This is a genomic window from Marivita cryptomonadis (assembly GCF_002115725.1).
GTDB classification, from domain to species: domain Bacteria; phylum Pseudomonadota; class Alphaproteobacteria; order Rhodobacterales; family Rhodobacteraceae; genus Marivita; species Marivita cryptomonadis.
Window position 1 is genome coordinate 251,417 of sequence record NZ_JFKD01000004.1, and the last position, 13,592, is coordinate 265,008.

The 13,592-nt window shown below is 58.8% G+C and carries 11 protein-coding genes and 1 pseudogene; 7 read left to right on the plus strand and 5 right to left on the minus strand.

Annotated elements, in window-relative coordinates; all coding sequences use genetic code 11:
- Positions 1-4: 4 nt before the first annotated feature.
- Together MCRY_RS06645 and MCRY_RS06650 are read right to left on the minus strand one after the other, a co-directional pair.
- Entirely contained in the window at positions 5-1,255 is a 1,251-nt protein-coding gene (locus MCRY_RS06645; RefSeq protein ID WP_085628703.1) for an NAD(P)/FAD-dependent oxidoreductase, read from the minus strand.
- Complete coding sequence (locus MCRY_RS06650) at positions 1,252-2,385, minus strand: enolase C-terminal domain-like protein (protein WP_085628704.1); 1,134 nt, start codon at positions 2,383-2,385, stop codon at positions 1,252-1,254. Before MCRY_RS06650 ends, MCRY_RS06645 begins: the two co-directional genes overlap by 4 nt.
- A gap of 100 nt (positions 2,386-2,485) precedes the next feature.
- Between MCRY_RS06650 and MCRY_RS06655 the strand changes: the two genes are divergently transcribed.
- Together MCRY_RS06655 and MCRY_RS06660 are read left to right on the plus strand one after the other, a co-directional pair.
- Positions 2,486-3,406, plus strand: a complete 921-nt coding sequence (locus MCRY_RS06655; protein WP_085628705.1) for a LysR family transcriptional regulator — start codon at positions 2,486-2,488, stop codon at positions 3,404-3,406.
- On the plus strand, positions 3,403-4,113 hold the full coding sequence (locus MCRY_RS06660) for an aspartate/glutamate racemase family protein (RefSeq protein WP_085628706.1): 711 nt from the start codon (positions 3,403-3,405) through the stop codon (positions 4,111-4,113). Before MCRY_RS06655 ends, MCRY_RS06660 begins: the two co-directional genes overlap by 4 nt.
- Before the next feature lie 310 nt (positions 4,114-4,423).
- On the opposite strand, the gene MCRY_RS06665 is transcribed toward MCRY_RS06660, so the two are convergent.
- The 3 genes from MCRY_RS06665 to MCRY_RS06675 are packed head-to-tail and all read right to left on the minus strand — an operon-like array spanning position 4,424 to position 9,322.
- Entirely contained in the window at positions 4,424-5,716 is a 1,293-nt protein-coding gene (locus tag MCRY_RS06665) for an aspartate aminotransferase family protein (RefSeq protein WP_085628707.1), read from the minus strand.
- A 4-nt stretch (positions 5,717-5,720) separates the two neighbouring features.
- On the minus strand, positions 5,721-6,869 hold the full coding sequence (locus tag MCRY_RS06670) for a mandelate racemase/muconate lactonizing enzyme family protein (protein WP_085628708.1): 1,149 nt from the start codon (positions 6,867-6,869) through the stop codon (positions 5,721-5,723).
- A complete protein-coding gene (locus MCRY_RS06675; RefSeq protein ID WP_085628709.1) occupies positions 6,866-9,322 on the minus strand; it encodes an FAD-dependent oxidoreductase in 2,457 nt (818 codons plus the stop codon). The genes MCRY_RS06670 and MCRY_RS06675 overlap by 4 nt, the downstream gene beginning before the upstream one ends.
- Positions 9,323-9,393: 71 nt before the next feature.
- On the opposite strand from MCRY_RS06675, the gene MCRY_RS06680 reads away from it, so the two are divergent.
- The 5 genes and pseudogenes from MCRY_RS06680 to MCRY_RS23345 all read left to right on the plus strand — a co-directional run.
- Entirely contained in the window at positions 9,394-10,281 is an 888-nt protein-coding gene (locus tag MCRY_RS06680; protein ID WP_085628730.1) for a MurR/RpiR family transcriptional regulator, read from the plus strand.
- Positions 10,278-11,366, plus strand: coding sequence for an aromatic ring-hydroxylating oxygenase subunit alpha (locus tag MCRY_RS06685; protein ID WP_085628710.1), 1,089 nt, complete (start codon positions 10,278-10,280; stop codon positions 11,364-11,366). The genes MCRY_RS06680 and MCRY_RS06685 overlap by 4 nt, the downstream gene beginning before the upstream one ends.
- Positions 11,359-12,810 (plus strand): aldehyde dehydrogenase family protein, encoded by a 1,452-nt coding sequence (locus MCRY_RS06690; protein WP_085628711.1) that lies wholly within the window; start codon positions 11,359-11,361, stop codon positions 12,808-12,810. Before MCRY_RS06685 ends, MCRY_RS06690 begins: the two co-directional genes overlap by 8 nt.
- 3 nt (positions 12,811-12,813) lie before the next feature.
- A complete protein-coding gene (locus MCRY_RS06695) occupies positions 12,814-13,203 on the plus strand; it encodes a carboxymuconolactone decarboxylase family protein (RefSeq protein WP_085628712.1) in 390 nt (129 codons plus the stop codon).
- A 106-nt stretch (positions 13,204-13,309) separates the two neighbouring features.
- Positions 13,310-13,592, plus strand: a pseudogene (locus MCRY_RS23345) (hypothetical protein); the annotation flags it as partial.

Consider the following 13,592-nt stretch of genomic DNA (forward strand, 5'->3'; position numbering starts at 1 on the left):
CCCGTCACGCAGAGAAGCGTGCGGGAGAATAGGGGCTCAGGTCAATGTTCGGCGTGGTCTTGGACATCAGTTGAGCCACGATTCTTCCGGTTCGGGGGCCTCCGGTCAGCCCGACATGATCATGCCCGAACGCAACGAAGGCACCGGCAATATTCGGCACTTCGCCAATCACCGGAATTGAATCTGCCATAGAAGGTCGGTGGCCCATCCATTCGACAGTTTTCTTCCATGTGATACCCGGAATGGCGGCCCGGATGTTGCGTTCCAGCAAGTCAAACGGGGCGCGTGACGGAGGTGCGTCCAACCCTCCGAACTCGACCACTCCGGCAAGGCGCAAACGGCCTTCCATTGGGGTTGCGACGAATTTCCCTGAAGCCACCATGACCGGGGCACGGGGCATCACCGATGGCTCCCATAGTTCCAGATGATATCCGCGTTCGCTTTCCAAAGGTGCTTTCAGCCCAAGCTTGGAGGCAAGCACCTTTGACCAAGCTCCGGTACACAGCGCAACGGCATCGCAGGCTATTGTTTCGCCGCCCGCCCGCACGCCGGTCACTTGACCGTTTTCACGTACGAAATCGGTCACTTCAGCGCGGATGAATTTGGCACCTTGCGCCTCTGCATGGGCGGCAAGTGCTTTGACATAAGCACCCGGATCGCGAATGCTGCCATGATCGCCCACCCGCGCCGCAAGGCCAATGGTCTGAGCGAAGATGGGATCGTATGCGCGAAACGCTTCGCCTTCGAGGATCTCCCAAGCAAACCCGTGTTCTTTGCGCACGGACCAACCAAGGGCATCGCTGTCGTAATGCGCACGGTCGCGGTATAAAAACAGGTAGTCGCTGGGCTCGATCCATTTTTCGGCCCCCGTACCTGCGGCAAGCGCTTGGTGATCCGCGAGGCTGTCGCCGATAATAGGGGCCAAAGCCGCCGCGCGCCGACGTACCGCGGTTTCGTTGGTCGTCTTTAGAAACGAAATCAGCCAAGGCATCAGCTTGGGCAGATAGCTCCATTTCATGAACAGTGGCTGATCGGGACTGAGCAGCATGCCCGGTGCCTTGCGCAAGAGGCCCGGCACCGCAACCGGGATGATGGAACAGCTGGCAAGCACACCACCATTGCCATGGCTGGCACCTGCTGCCGGACCCTCTCGGTCAATCAGGATCACCTTGTGACCGTCACGCTGCAGCCAGATGGCGGTCGACACACCCACGATTCCCGCGCCAATGATGGCGATGGTTTTCGTCTCGCTCATGCGGCGCGTCCTCTGGCGATGCTGTAGTGGTCCAGCTTGTCGATGTCTGGTCGGATGCCAAGCCCCGGTGCGTCAGGCACCTGAACGTGGCCATCCTTGCAAGGAAACGGCGTCTCAAGGATATCCTCGGCCAGATAGTATCGGGCCTGGTAAAATTCGCACCCCAAGTCGATGGCCTGAGTGGCGGCGATCAAGTGCGTGCCGGCAAGATGTGCAATCCCGGCTTCGAACATGTCACCGCCATAAACGCCAAGACCATGGCTGGCGGCCATTTTGGCAACAGCCTGCGCCCGCGAAAAACCACCTGATTTCATTAGCTTGATCGACACCCCGTCGCAAATGCCCTCACGTACAGCGCGTGACATATCCTCGGGACCAAAAACGCTTTCGTCCGCCAAAAGCGGCACGTCGATGGCCTCGCGGATTTGCGCCATGAGTTCGTAATGCGGCGCGCGCACAGGCTGTTCGATGAAGTCCGGTCGAAACGTCGCCACGTCGCGCACCCGCGCCAAGGCCTCTTTGGAGGGCAAGCCCTGATTGAAGTCCACGCGGACTGCGAATTCGGGATAATCTTGTGCCAGTGCCTCAAGGCGCATCAAATCAAAGGCATGGTCCCTGAAACCGGTCTTGAGCTTTACGATGCGGACACCGTCTTGGCGCAAGCGGTCCAGTAGGGCGCGGTCCTGCGCAAAGTCAGGGTTGGCCAATGAGACTGAGAGCGGGATCGTGTCGCGACATTTGCCACCCAGAAGCGCGTGGACAGGTTGATTTGAAATGCGCCCGGCAAGATCAAGAAGCGCCGTATCCAGTGCAGCCTTTGCCTCAGTGCAATGTGCCACCGCCCTATCGGCATCCAGCATGATCTTTTCACGGTCCGCGACGATGCGACCTAAAACCAATGGTCGGATATAGCGATCCAAAGCGGCGAAGGTTGCTTCGGGCGAACCCGTAAACACCACCCAAGGGGACGCTTCGCCCCAGCCGGTTTCACCACCTTCTGAGGTCAGTCGCAGCACAACGACTTCACATGTGCCGTTGACCCGTCCAATCCCATGATCTCTGGCCGAGACAACGGGTAGCGAAAGATACCACAGGTCAAAGCCGGTGATTTTCTGGTCGGCGTCGCTCATCCGCGTAAATCCCCCAATTCACCGAGGGTGCCCTGAGGGTAACATCATTTCAAATACAAAGATTTTGCGACTTCATAATATTTCTTGATACTATGATTGTATGTCGACACCGTTTCGCCAGTTTCAAGCCTTCCACGCCATCATGGAGCGCGGCACCGTGACGGCCGCCGCTGAACACCTTGGAGTGTCGCAACCCGCTATCAGCAATTTGTTGTCGCAGCTGGAACGGCGCACCAAGTTCAAACTTTTCGAACGCAGGCGGGGCCGCCTTGTTCCGACGCCCGAAGCGGCGGTCTTGTTTGAAGAGATTGATACGATCGTGCGGGGGCTGGACCATGTGAACCAAGCGGTGGCCGATTTGCAAAATCGCACGGCGGGCCAGTTGCAGGTTGCAACCAACCACGCCATGGCGTTCGGATTTATCCCCGCCGAAATCGCAGTGTTCTGCGAAAAACGACCGAACCTGACCCTTGCTGTTCAGTCTCAATATTCCGGGAAGATTCAGGAATGGGTGGCCGCCGGTTTGTACGAGATCGGTATCTGTGAACGACCCATCCTGCATGAAGGCTTGGAAGAGCGCCGGTTCACCTTTGAAACCTTGTGTGCCATTCCAGAAGGTGCCGGATTGGCCGAAGATGCCCCTGTGACACCGTCTGCGCTGGACGACTATCCGTTCATCATCATGGGTGCCGATCACATGGTCACACGCCGCACCCGCGAGGCCTTTCATTCGAACGGGGCGCATTTCAGGGTGCGAGGCCATACCGACCTGTTTCGAAATGCTTTGAACCTAGTGAAACAGGGACTGGGCGCTGCAATGATTGACCCGTTCACACTGGCCAGCGATGACGGGCAGGGATATGTGCTCCGACGATTGGAGCCGACGGTCCATCTCGACATCGTTATCGTGACCCGGCGCGATCGACCGATTTCTGTTGTCGGGCAGGAATTTCTTGATCAGATCATTCCCCAGATGGAGAAGATCGCAATAGACGAAACGCAGGACAGGATAGACGCATGAAGGCGCAAGGTGGCAAGGCGATTTACGGCGCGGCGGTGGGTATTCTTATGCTCGAAGCGCGGTTTCCCCGCATTCCCGGTGACATGGGGAACGCGACGAGCTGGGACTTTCCCGTGCACTACAAGATCGTGCGCGGTGCGTCGCCAGACAAAGTCGTGCGTCGGAACGCCGAAGGCCTTTTGCCGGATTTCATTACGGCTGCGCAAGAACTGGTCGCGGATGGTGTGGACGGGATCACCACGAATTGCGGTTTCCTGTCGGTATTTCAGCACGATATCGCAAAAGCCGTAGGCGTGCCCGTGGCAACGTCATCCCTGATGCAAACCGCGATGGTGAATGCCCTTCTTCCACCGGGGAAAAAAGCCGGGATCCTGACGATCTCTGGCAGTTCTTTGACCCCCGCCCATCTGATCGCAGCCGGTGTACCGCTTGATACACCGATTGGCAGCACAGAAGGTGGCCGCGAATTCACCCGCGCCATTCTGGGCAATGAACCCGAGTTGGACGTGGCCGCCGCTGAAGCAGACAATGTCGATGCAGCCCGGCAACTTGTTGCAAGCAACCCGGATGTTGGTGCCTTGGTGCTTGAATGCACCAACATGGGGCCATACGCACCGGCAATCCGGGTGGCGACGGGTTTGCCGGTCTTTTCGATCCTCAACTTCGTGACATGGTTCCAAACAGGCCTGTCACCGAGGGTGTTTTGAAGGGCAGGGAACTGAAACCGCACTCATCCGTGTGCACTCGCACTTCGCTGGAGTTCGCAATGACGCCGGGATTGGAAATCCTGAAATCAATCGCAGGAGTCATTCCAGCTTTGCTCAGATAAGATGCTTCAGATCACTCGTTGCCCGAGGTTGGTGTTACGGCGCCATCTTACCTCGCTACGGATCTTTGTGTCTGCGCCATTGTCCAATTCGATCATGCCCATATTGCCTTGTGCCGGATCAAATCATCTAGTTCTCGAGGCCAGCGTGCGCCTGATTGCGATCCGCATACCAGGTAAGACAAAGATCGCTAAGCTGCGTCTTCTTGGTGCTTCGCAAGGCGCGTCGCCGCAAAATTGAACGCCTGACCTGTTCTTTCCAGATCAGCCTCGCTTAGGGACAGCGACGGGTATAGTTTGCCAGGTGATTTGAAGATGCCCTGATCCCTCAGGCTTGCATTCCAGTTCACGTTGTCTTGCGGGTTGCGATGTTTGGCGCTGCGATAATCGCTAACCGCAGACGGTGTGAAGTAGAGATCAAACAAGGTTGGATCGCCGCAGATTTGGTGTGCGATGCCTGCCTTGTTCAAGGCTGCGCGTTGCATGTCCATGAGGTTTTGCCCCAAAGCGCGCAGTTTGTCGTATTGGCCGGGGCGTCTTAGGATTTCCATGGTTTTCAGACCAGCCGCTGCTGCTATTGGATTTCCCGAAAGGGTGCCAAGTTGCATCAACCATTTCTCTGTGCCGACAATGTCCTTGTCAAAATGCGCCATGATCTCGGTGCTTGCCCCAAGAGCTGCCAGAGGAAAGCCACCACCGATGATTTTGCCAAGCGTGCAGATGTCGGGTGTCACGCCATAGCGTTCCTGTGCGCCGCCATAGGCCAATCGAAAGCCGGTGACGATCTCGTCGAAGATCAACAGCACATGGTGTTTGTCGCACAGATCGCGCAGGCCTTGCAGGAAACCGGGCTGTGCGGGAATGATCCGCTGCAGAGGTTCCGCAATGATGGCGGCAATATCGTTGTGTTCGGCCAGAAGGGATGCAACAGCATCCAGATCGTTGAACGGCGCGATCAGCATCTCGTCGGCCACGCCTTGAGGGATGCCCGCGCTGTCAGGCACAGCGGTGGGAAAATTCAACTGCCGCGTAGGGGCAAGGCTCATCTGTGCCTCGGCGCTCATGCCATGGTAGCCGCCCTCGAATTTCAGGATCTTGGTCTTGCCGGTATAGGCGCGCGCCAAGCGGATGGCGTACATGTCCGCCTCGCCGCCGGACGTGACAAAGCGGACCTGTTCACAACAGGGCACAGCCTCAACGATAGCTTCGGCCAGTTCGATCCCCCGCGCGTTGTTGGCGAAGAACGTCATGCCCTTGGGCAACTGCTCCAGCACCGCCTCCATCACTTCGGGGTGGCCGTGACCCAACAACATCGGGCCGGACCCGATGAGATAGTCGATGTATTGCTTACTGTCCTCGTCCCAGACGTGGCTGCCCTCACCGCGGGCAATCACGATGCCAGCGTCGAAATTGCCAAAACCGGCGGCGGGAAGCACCTCGCGGGCGCGGGCGATCCAATCGGTTTGGGAGTGAATGCGGTTCATGTTCTCAATCCAGTATCAAGTCGGGTGTGCCGAGGCGCTCTTGATCAACGGTAATGCCGAGGCCTGGGCCATCGGGCGGCGCGATGCGGCCAGCCGCCCGCGTTGGTGCATCCGGCGCGTTGCGCGGGCTGACATAGCCCGACAGATCGCAGACGTTCAGAACGCGAGAGGGAGGGGTTGCGGCCCCCAGATGCAGCGCAGCTGCTGTCACGATATCGCTGCCCCAGGTGCATTCGATGCACATCTTCGCCCCAAGGTGCAGGCACAGGTCGCGCGCGCGGCGCGTCGACGACAGCCCGCCAAACTTCGACAGTTTCAGCGCAACCGCATCCATTATGCCGAGGCGATGCGCGGCGAGCAGCGTGGCCGTGTCATGCGCCACTTCGTCCAGCTTCATCGGCAGGCTGGTGGCCGATCGCACCTGCGCGCACTCTTCCAGAGTGGCGCAGGGCTGTTCCAGCATCACATCCAGATGCGCGGCTGCACGCCCGACGCGGATTGCGTCCAGCGTGGTCGCGCCGCAGTTCCAGTCTCCATAGACCAGCGGGCCGGGGCCGACAGCCTCGCGTACCTTTGCCAGCCGCTCAACATCGGTTTGCCAGTCGCCGGACGCGCCCAGCTTGGCCTGAAACTGGGTGATCCCTTGCGCCTGTGCATCGCGGGCAATGCGGGCCATCTCTTGCGGCTCTACGCAGGTAATGGAGTGGTAAAGCGGTAGCGTGTCTTGCCGACGCCCCCCCATAAGGGCATGAATCGGCAGCCCTGCAACTTGCCCGGTAATGTCCCACAGCGCGATGTCCAGCGCGGATTTCGCGTAGACATGTCCGGGTAAAAATGCATCCGCCTTGGCCATGAGGGCTTCCGCACCGACAGGATCACCGCCAAGGATGACGGGCGCGAGTTCCTGCAAGGCCGGTACCACGCCACGCGCATAGGCGGGCAGGTAATGCGGGATCGGACAGACCTCGCCCCAGCCTGTCAAACCAGCATCGGTCTCGATCGCGATGACAACCGCTTCGACCGCGTCACAGGTCTTGCCTTCGGCCATGTAGTAGGCGGTGTGGCTGGTCAGCGGCACATGCCAAAGACGCAAGCGCGTGATGCGCTGTCCAATCCCGACCAGGGTCAAAAAAGGAGCGGCGTTCCGGTTCATTCGGCGGGCTCGCGAACTGCATCGGCGCGGGGCAATAGGCTTTGCGGATCATAGGCCGGTTCGCCAAGCACGCGGGCGGTGCGGGGTTTGCCGTGGATGATAACCTCAAGCGCGATGCCGGGAGCGGCGGCACGAGGTTTTATGTAAGCGAAGGCGAGGATTTTGCCGACAGTCGGGCTGTAGGCGACCGAGGCGGTTGACCCTACAACCTCGCCGTCCAGCAAGATCGCCTCGCCGCCGTGACCATCAATCTGGCCGTCGGGGTCAATCTCAAGATAGGCGCAGACCCATGCCATGTCGGTGTTCAGGGTCTTGTCACGACCAAGATAGTCCTTGTCGGTGCGGGCAAAGCGCAGCACATCGGCTTCGGCCAGGGTGACCTCATTGGTCAACTCGCCCGCGCCCTTGAACCCCTTTTCCATGCGCAGAACGTTCATAGCAAAACTGCCGTAGTCGGCGATGCCGTGTCGCTTTCCAGCAGACCAAAGAGCAGTGTAGACGTCGACCATTGCGACCAAGGGCATGTGCAATTCCCAACCCAATTCACCCGCGTAGGACATGCGGAAGGCCCAGATTTTGTGACCGGCTAATGTGATCTCCTGCGCGGAAAGCCAACGAAAGGCTGCGTTGTCCAGTGCTGCCGAAGTGCAGGCCGCAAGTACATCGCGCGATTTTGGCCCGTTCAGGGACAAAGCCCCCCAACTACTTGAAAGGGTGGCGATGGTCACATCCTCGCCGTTCCGCTGATGGTGCAAATGATCCAGCAGGCGCTGTTCAAAAAAGGCCGCACAGACAAGGTAGAACCTGTCTTCGGCCATTCGTACAATCGTCGTCTCCAATTCGATCCGACCCCGGCGGTTGAGCATGTGGGTCAAAGTAATGCTACCGACTTTCTGTGGCATCCGGTTCGCGGTCAGCCTGTCGAGCAAGGCATAGGCATCGGGGCCTTCGACAACAACCTTAGTAAAGGCAGTTACATCCATGATACCGACGCGTTCTCGGACAGCCTTGACCTCGGCTGCGACCAGATCGTCGACTGCCGTACGGCGGAAGGAATAATGGTCTTTCTGAGCAACGCCATCTTGGGCAAACCAGCGGGGGCGTTCAAAACCGTAGACCTCTTCGTGCACCGCGCCCTTGGCTTTGAGCACATCGTGCAACGGAGAGGGTTTGATCGGTCGACCGTCCAGACGGTTGAAATGCGGGAACGGGATCTCGTGGCGCAAGCAGTAGTCTTCTTTGGCTTTGATGACCTGCCAGTCTTTGTCGGCATAGCTGCCAAAGCGGCGCGGGTCATAGTCGCGCATCGAGATATCTGCCGCGCCGTGCACGATCCATCGCGCCAGTTCACGGGTCAAACCCGGCCCCCAGCCAATGCCGATCTGCGTGCCACAGCAGCACCAATAATTGCGCACGCCGGGCGCAGGACCGATCAAGGGGTTTCCATCGGGCGGATGGCTGATGGCGCCGTGCACATCGCGGCTGATCCCGAGATCCGCAAAGATCGGCATGCGATTGAGAGACTCCTCCAGCCAAGGCATGACGCGGTCATAATCGGCGGCAAACAATTCGTTCTCGGCCTCCCATGGGCAGTGATCCTCCCACACAGTGTTGGGATTGGCCTTTTCGTAAATCCCGATCAGGCCCTTCTTCTGCTCCATGCGAATATATCCCGACACCTTGCGGTCATCGCGGATCACGGGCAACTCGCGCTCCAGATCGCGGAATTCCGGCACTTCCTCGGTGACGAAATAATGGTGTGTCATAGAGGTCATCGGGAGCTGCAGGCCCGACCATTCACCCATCTGCCGCGCATAGGTGCCGCCCGCGTTGACGACGTGTTCGCAGGTGATGGTGCCTTGTTCGGTCTCGACCACCCATTCGCCATTTTCAGCTTGAGTGATGTTTGTGGCCCGGCAACGGCGGATGATCCGCGCGCCCTTGGCCCGTGCACCCGCTGCCATCGCCATTGTGACATTGGTCGGGTCGACATGCCCATCGTCCGGCGTGTGCAATGCGCCCAGAACGCCGTCGAGATTATAGAACGGATGAAGTTCGGCGATCCGATCCGGGCCAACCAGTTCGATGTTGAATCCCAGCGTGCGCCCGACTGACAGCGTGTGGCGAAGCCAGTCCATTTCATCTTCGGTATAAGCCAGCCGGAATGATCCGCAGCCATGCCATGTCACGGCTTGTCCTGTCTCGGCCTCGAGCGCGCCGGAATAGAGCCCAATGTTGTAATCCACGCATTTGCCAAGGCTGAAGCTTGAGGTGGAATGTGTAATCTGCCCCGCCGCGTGCCACGTGCTGCCCGAGGTCAGTTCGGCCTTTTCCAGCAGCACCACATCTGGGCCCCAGCCCTCGTGTGCGAGGTGATAGGCAAGCCCAACCCCCATGACGCCGCCGCCAACGATGACCACGCGAGCGTGGCTGGGGAAGTGCTTATCCGACATGGTCGTTTCCTTTGTTCAGGAGTCGCAAAACATGTGGACAGGCTAAGTGGACGTGTGTACCAATGTCAATCATGAATGGCACAAATGTATCACACAGAGTTTTGGAGCGCCTCACCGAAGAATGGGACGCCTTGACGCCCGAAGCGCAGAAAGCCGCGCGCTACGTGTTGGAAAACCCCAATGACGTTGGGGTTTCGACGGTGCGCGAGATTGCTGAGGCCGCCAAGGTAAAGCCCAACACCTTTGTGCGGATGGCACGGCAGGTCGGCTTTGAAGGCTATGAAGATTTCCGCGCGCCGTTCCGCGAAGCAATCCGCAACGGTGCGGTCAGCTTTCCTGACAGGGCGCGCTGGTTGCAGGACATTCGCAAGTCGGGCGATTTAGGCGGTCTTTATGCCGATATGGTCGAAGGTGCGATCCGCAACCTTGAAGAGACATTCGCGGGCATTGATGCACAGGCGCTGAAAGCCGCCGCAGAAGCGATCTGGGCCAGCCGGCAGGTCTTTACGCTGGGTGTGGGTGTGAACAATGCGAATGCGCGCAACTTCACCTATCTTGCCTCGACAGGCATGGTTCAGTTCCACGCCATCCCGCGTCCCGGTTCGACCCCGACGGATGATTTGGCTTGGGCCGATAGCCGCGACGTACTGATCGCCATGTCCATGCGCCCCTACCGGACCGAGGTGGTGGCCGCAATTGAGGTCGCGCGCGAACAGGGCATGACCATCATCGGCCTTTCCGACAGCCCCGCCAGCCCGATCATCCGCGCCGCCGACCACGGCTTTGTCGTCGCCGTGGACACACCGCAGTTCTTCCCCTCCTCGGTTTCAACGATTGCCCTGCTGGAAACCTTACTGAGCTTCGTAATCGCGGTGGCATCAGATGAAATCGTTGAGCGGGTCGAGAAATTTCACCATCGCCGCCACCAGCTTGGCATTTACGTGGAGGAATCGGAATGAACACGGTGAGTGAGCCGGTCCGGTCGCTTGATGCACGGTACTATACCGACCCCATGGTTTTTCTCGCTGAGAAAACTGGCGTTCTGGCCCGCACTTGGCAATTTGCGGGTCATGCCAGCCAATTGGCAAACCCGGGCGATTACTTTGCCTTCGAGATTGCGGATGAAAGCCTGTTTTGCATCAAGGGCCGCGACGGGATCATCCGTACTTTCTACAACGTCTGCCAGCATCGCGCCCATCAACTGGTCAGCGGCGCAGGCAGCACCCGCGTTGTCGTCTGCCCGTATCACGCCTGGACTTACGAGTTGACGGGAGGGCTGCGTGCGGCGCCCAACACCAAGTCTGTAGAAGGCTTCGATAAATCAAAGATCTGCCTGACCGAAATACGGACGGAGGTCTTTCTGGGCTTTGTCTTTGTCAACCTTGATCCTGACGCCGCGCCCATGGATGTGTGGTTTCCCAATGCCCGGTCCGAGATGGAGAGCTTTGTGCCGCATTGGGCGGAATTGAAGCCGCTTGAATGGGTGGAGATCCCTGAGAACTGCAACTGGAAAGTCTCGGTCGAGAACTATTCCGAGTGTTATCACTGCAGCCTGAACCACCCAACCTTTTCGACTGGTGTGATCAAGCCCGAAACCTATGATATCCAGCCGCAGGGTTATTGCCTGCGCCACACGACTGAGTCCGGCCCGCTTGATCAGATGAGCTATGATATCAACAGCGGGTTCGCAAATAACGACAAATATTCCAGCTGGTTCCTCTGGCCGATGTTCTCGTTTCAGGTCTACCCCGGCAACCTTTTGAACACCTACCACTGGCGCGCCATAGATGCCGATCACGTCGTGGTCTGGCGCGGCTGGTATTCGGTCGGCGGGTATGATGATGAAACCGTGCGGCGCATGGCGCAGCAGGACCGCGCCACCACTGTCGAGGAAGATATTCATCTGGTCGAAAGCGTGCAGCGCGGACTCAGGTCCCGTGGGTATGTGCCGGGGCCATTGGTCGTTGATCCAAAATGTGGCGTGAATTCCGAGCACTCCATCCTGCATTTGCAACGCTGGATGCGCGAGGCGATCGATGGCTGAGATCCAACCCTACTGGAAGAACTACATCGACGGCGCTTGGTGCGACGGTGGGGCAGGGCGCATTGACGTACTTGATCCTGCAACAGGCACGGTTCTCGCTGCTCAGGCCCTTGCCAATGCCACCGACGTGGACCAGGCCGTGCAGGCGGCGCGGCGGGTCCATCTTTCGGGCGCATTGCGCGATATGCGCCCCATCGAACGGGGCCGTCTGGTGCAGGCCATGGGCCGCTATCTGTTGGAGCACAAGGACGAGATCGCCCGTGTTCTCACGCTGGAGCAGGGCAAACCGCTTTGGGAAAGCGTGATCGAGGTCGAAGGTGCAGCACTTTACTTCGAATACTACGGCAATCAGGCCAGTACGGTCGAGGGGCGCTCGATTCCACTGGGTGCGGGCTATTTCGACTGGACAGAACATGAGCCGCTTGGTGTTTCAGCCCAGATCATCCCGTGGAACTATCCGCTTGAGATGACAGCGCGATCCCTGTCGGCGGCGCTCGCTACAGGAAATGCCTGCGTGATCAAAACGCCCGAGTTGACGCCGCTGACCAACGCATGGTTCGCTCATGCCGCCGAGGCGGTGGGCTTGCCCCACGGTGCGGTCAATATCCTGTGCGGATTGGGGCAGGAGGCAGGCGCAGCCCTGTCGGCGCACCCCCAAGTGAACCAGATAGTCTTTACCGGGTCTGTTCAGACAGGCATCGCCATTGCTACGGCGGCTGCTGGAAACGTGGTGCCTTGCGTGTTGGAGCTGGGCGGCAAATCAGCCGCGATTGTCCATGAAGATGCCGACCTGGACGCGTTTGAGACTGATATCAGATGGGGCATCTATTTCAACGCAGGCCAAGTCTGTTCCGCGATGTCCCGCGTGATTGTGCATGAAAGCCGCCACGCCGAAATGCTCGAGCGCGCAGAGCGCATAGCTCGCAGCTTATCGGTCGGCCCTGGTATCGAGCGCAGTGAATTCGGCGCCAACATGGGGGCCATGGTGTCAGAAGCACAACGCGATCGCGCGCTTGAAATGGTCAAAACAGCCCAAGCGCAACATGCAGGGTTGATCACGGGTGGCCACGCGTTGAACCGCCAAGGTGCTTTCATGGAGCCTACGGTGCTGTCGGTCACACCGGACATGGACATCGCGCAGCAAGAAGTCTTTGGCCCCGTCCTGTCAGTGATGCCGTTCCGCAATGATACGGAGGCGATCGAAATCGCCAACAGCACGGATTATGGGTTGGTCGCGGGTGTCTTTACTGCCGATCTGGATCGCGCCACCCGTGCCGCGCGGCACTTGCGAGCGGGGCAGGTTTTTGTCAACGAATGGTATGCAGGCGGCGTCGAGACGCCCTTTGGTGGCTACGGCAAATCCGGCTATGGCCGGGAAAAGGGGCGCGAGGCGCTTTGGAATTACGTGCAAACCAAGAACGTCGCCGTCAGGTTGAAGGGATAATTCATGAGTGCATTCGACGAAGATCTGTTTCTGAAGGGCCTAGAGCAGCGCAAAGCCACTCTGGGTGCAGAATATGTGGAGAATAACCTTGCCGCTGCAGATGACTTTACCCGTCCGTTCCAAGAGGCAATGACGGCATGGTGCTGGGGGTTCGGATGGGGTGACAATGTGATCGACGCCAAAACCCGGTCCATGATGAATCTGTCGATGATCGGGGCCTTGGGCAAAATGACCGAGTGGGAAACCCACTGCCGTGGCGCACTGACCAACGGCGTCACCCAAGATGAGCTTCGTGCGATCATACATGTCATCGGTATCTACTGTGGTGTTCCTCAAGCACTTGAGTGCTTCAGGGTGGCGCGGAAAGTCCTAAGCGAAGCGCAACCTGACTGAAGACGCGTCTCAGATGTGCCAATGGTTCGTTGTGTCCAAAGGCGAGCAGCCTGCTGTGTCTTATAGAAAAAGACATGATTTCCTTTTCGCACGCCTTCCGTGGGGGATGCGGCCTTCGGCCGCCGGCGAAGCGGTGGTTGTGCTGGCGCGGCGCTGGAACTCCGATGCGAAGTGGCTCGCGGTGATGGATAGTCTGGCCACCGGGATGCTGGATGCGCTTTCGGAATTGGCGCGTGGAGAGCTGTTGTTTCTTCCGCTCGCGGACAAGGGTCTTGCTGCGCCGACGATCTCGGTCGTGATTGATGCGCGCAGGTCGTTGTCCCGCGCGGCTCGGCGGATTTCTGAATTCCTGGTGTCGCGCACGCAGGAAAGGCTGGCCAAAGCCCGCG

Excerpts from the sequence above, each read along its gene's own strand:
- MCRY_RS06645 (WP_085628703.1), bottom strand. The coding sequence starts at position 1,255 with ATGAGCGAGACGAAAACCATCGCCATCATTGGCGCGGGAATCGTGGGT.
- MCRY_RS06650 (WP_085628704.1), bottom strand. The coding sequence starts at position 2,385 with ATGAGCGACGCCGACCAGAAAATCACCGGCTTTGACCTGTGGTATCTT.
- MCRY_RS06660 (WP_085628706.1), top strand. The coding sequence starts at position 3,403 with ATGAAGGCGCAAGGTGGCAAGGCGATTTACGGCGCGGCGGTGGGTATT.
- MCRY_RS06665 (WP_085628707.1), bottom strand. The coding sequence starts at position 5,716 with ATGAACCGCATTCACTCCCAAACCGATTGGATCGCCCGCGCCCGCGAG.
- MCRY_RS06695 (WP_085628712.1), top strand. The coding sequence starts at position 12,814 with ATGAGTGCATTCGACGAAGATCTGTTTCTGAAGGGCCTAGAGCAGCGC.
- MCRY_RS06685 (WP_085628710.1), top strand. The coding sequence starts at position 10,278 with ATGAACACGGTGAGTGAGCCGGTCCGGTCGCTTGATGCACGGTACTAT.
- MCRY_RS06655 (WP_085628705.1), top strand. The coding sequence starts at position 2,486 with ATGTCGACACCGTTTCGCCAGTTTCAAGCCTTCCACGCCATCATGGAG.
- MCRY_RS06675 (WP_085628709.1), bottom strand. The coding sequence starts at position 9,322 with ATGTCGGATAAGCACTTCCCCAGCCACGCTCGCGTGGTCATCGTTGGC.
- MCRY_RS06680 (WP_085628730.1), top strand. The coding sequence starts at position 9,394 with ATGAATGGCACAAATGTATCACACAGAGTTTTGGAGCGCCTCACCGAA.
- MCRY_RS06670 (WP_085628708.1), bottom strand. The coding sequence starts at position 6,869 with ATGAACCGGAACGCCGCTCCTTTTTTGACCCTGGTCGGGATTGGACAG.
- MCRY_RS06690 (WP_085628711.1), top strand. The coding sequence starts at position 11,359 with ATGGCTGAGATCCAACCCTACTGGAAGAACTACATCGACGGCGCTTGG.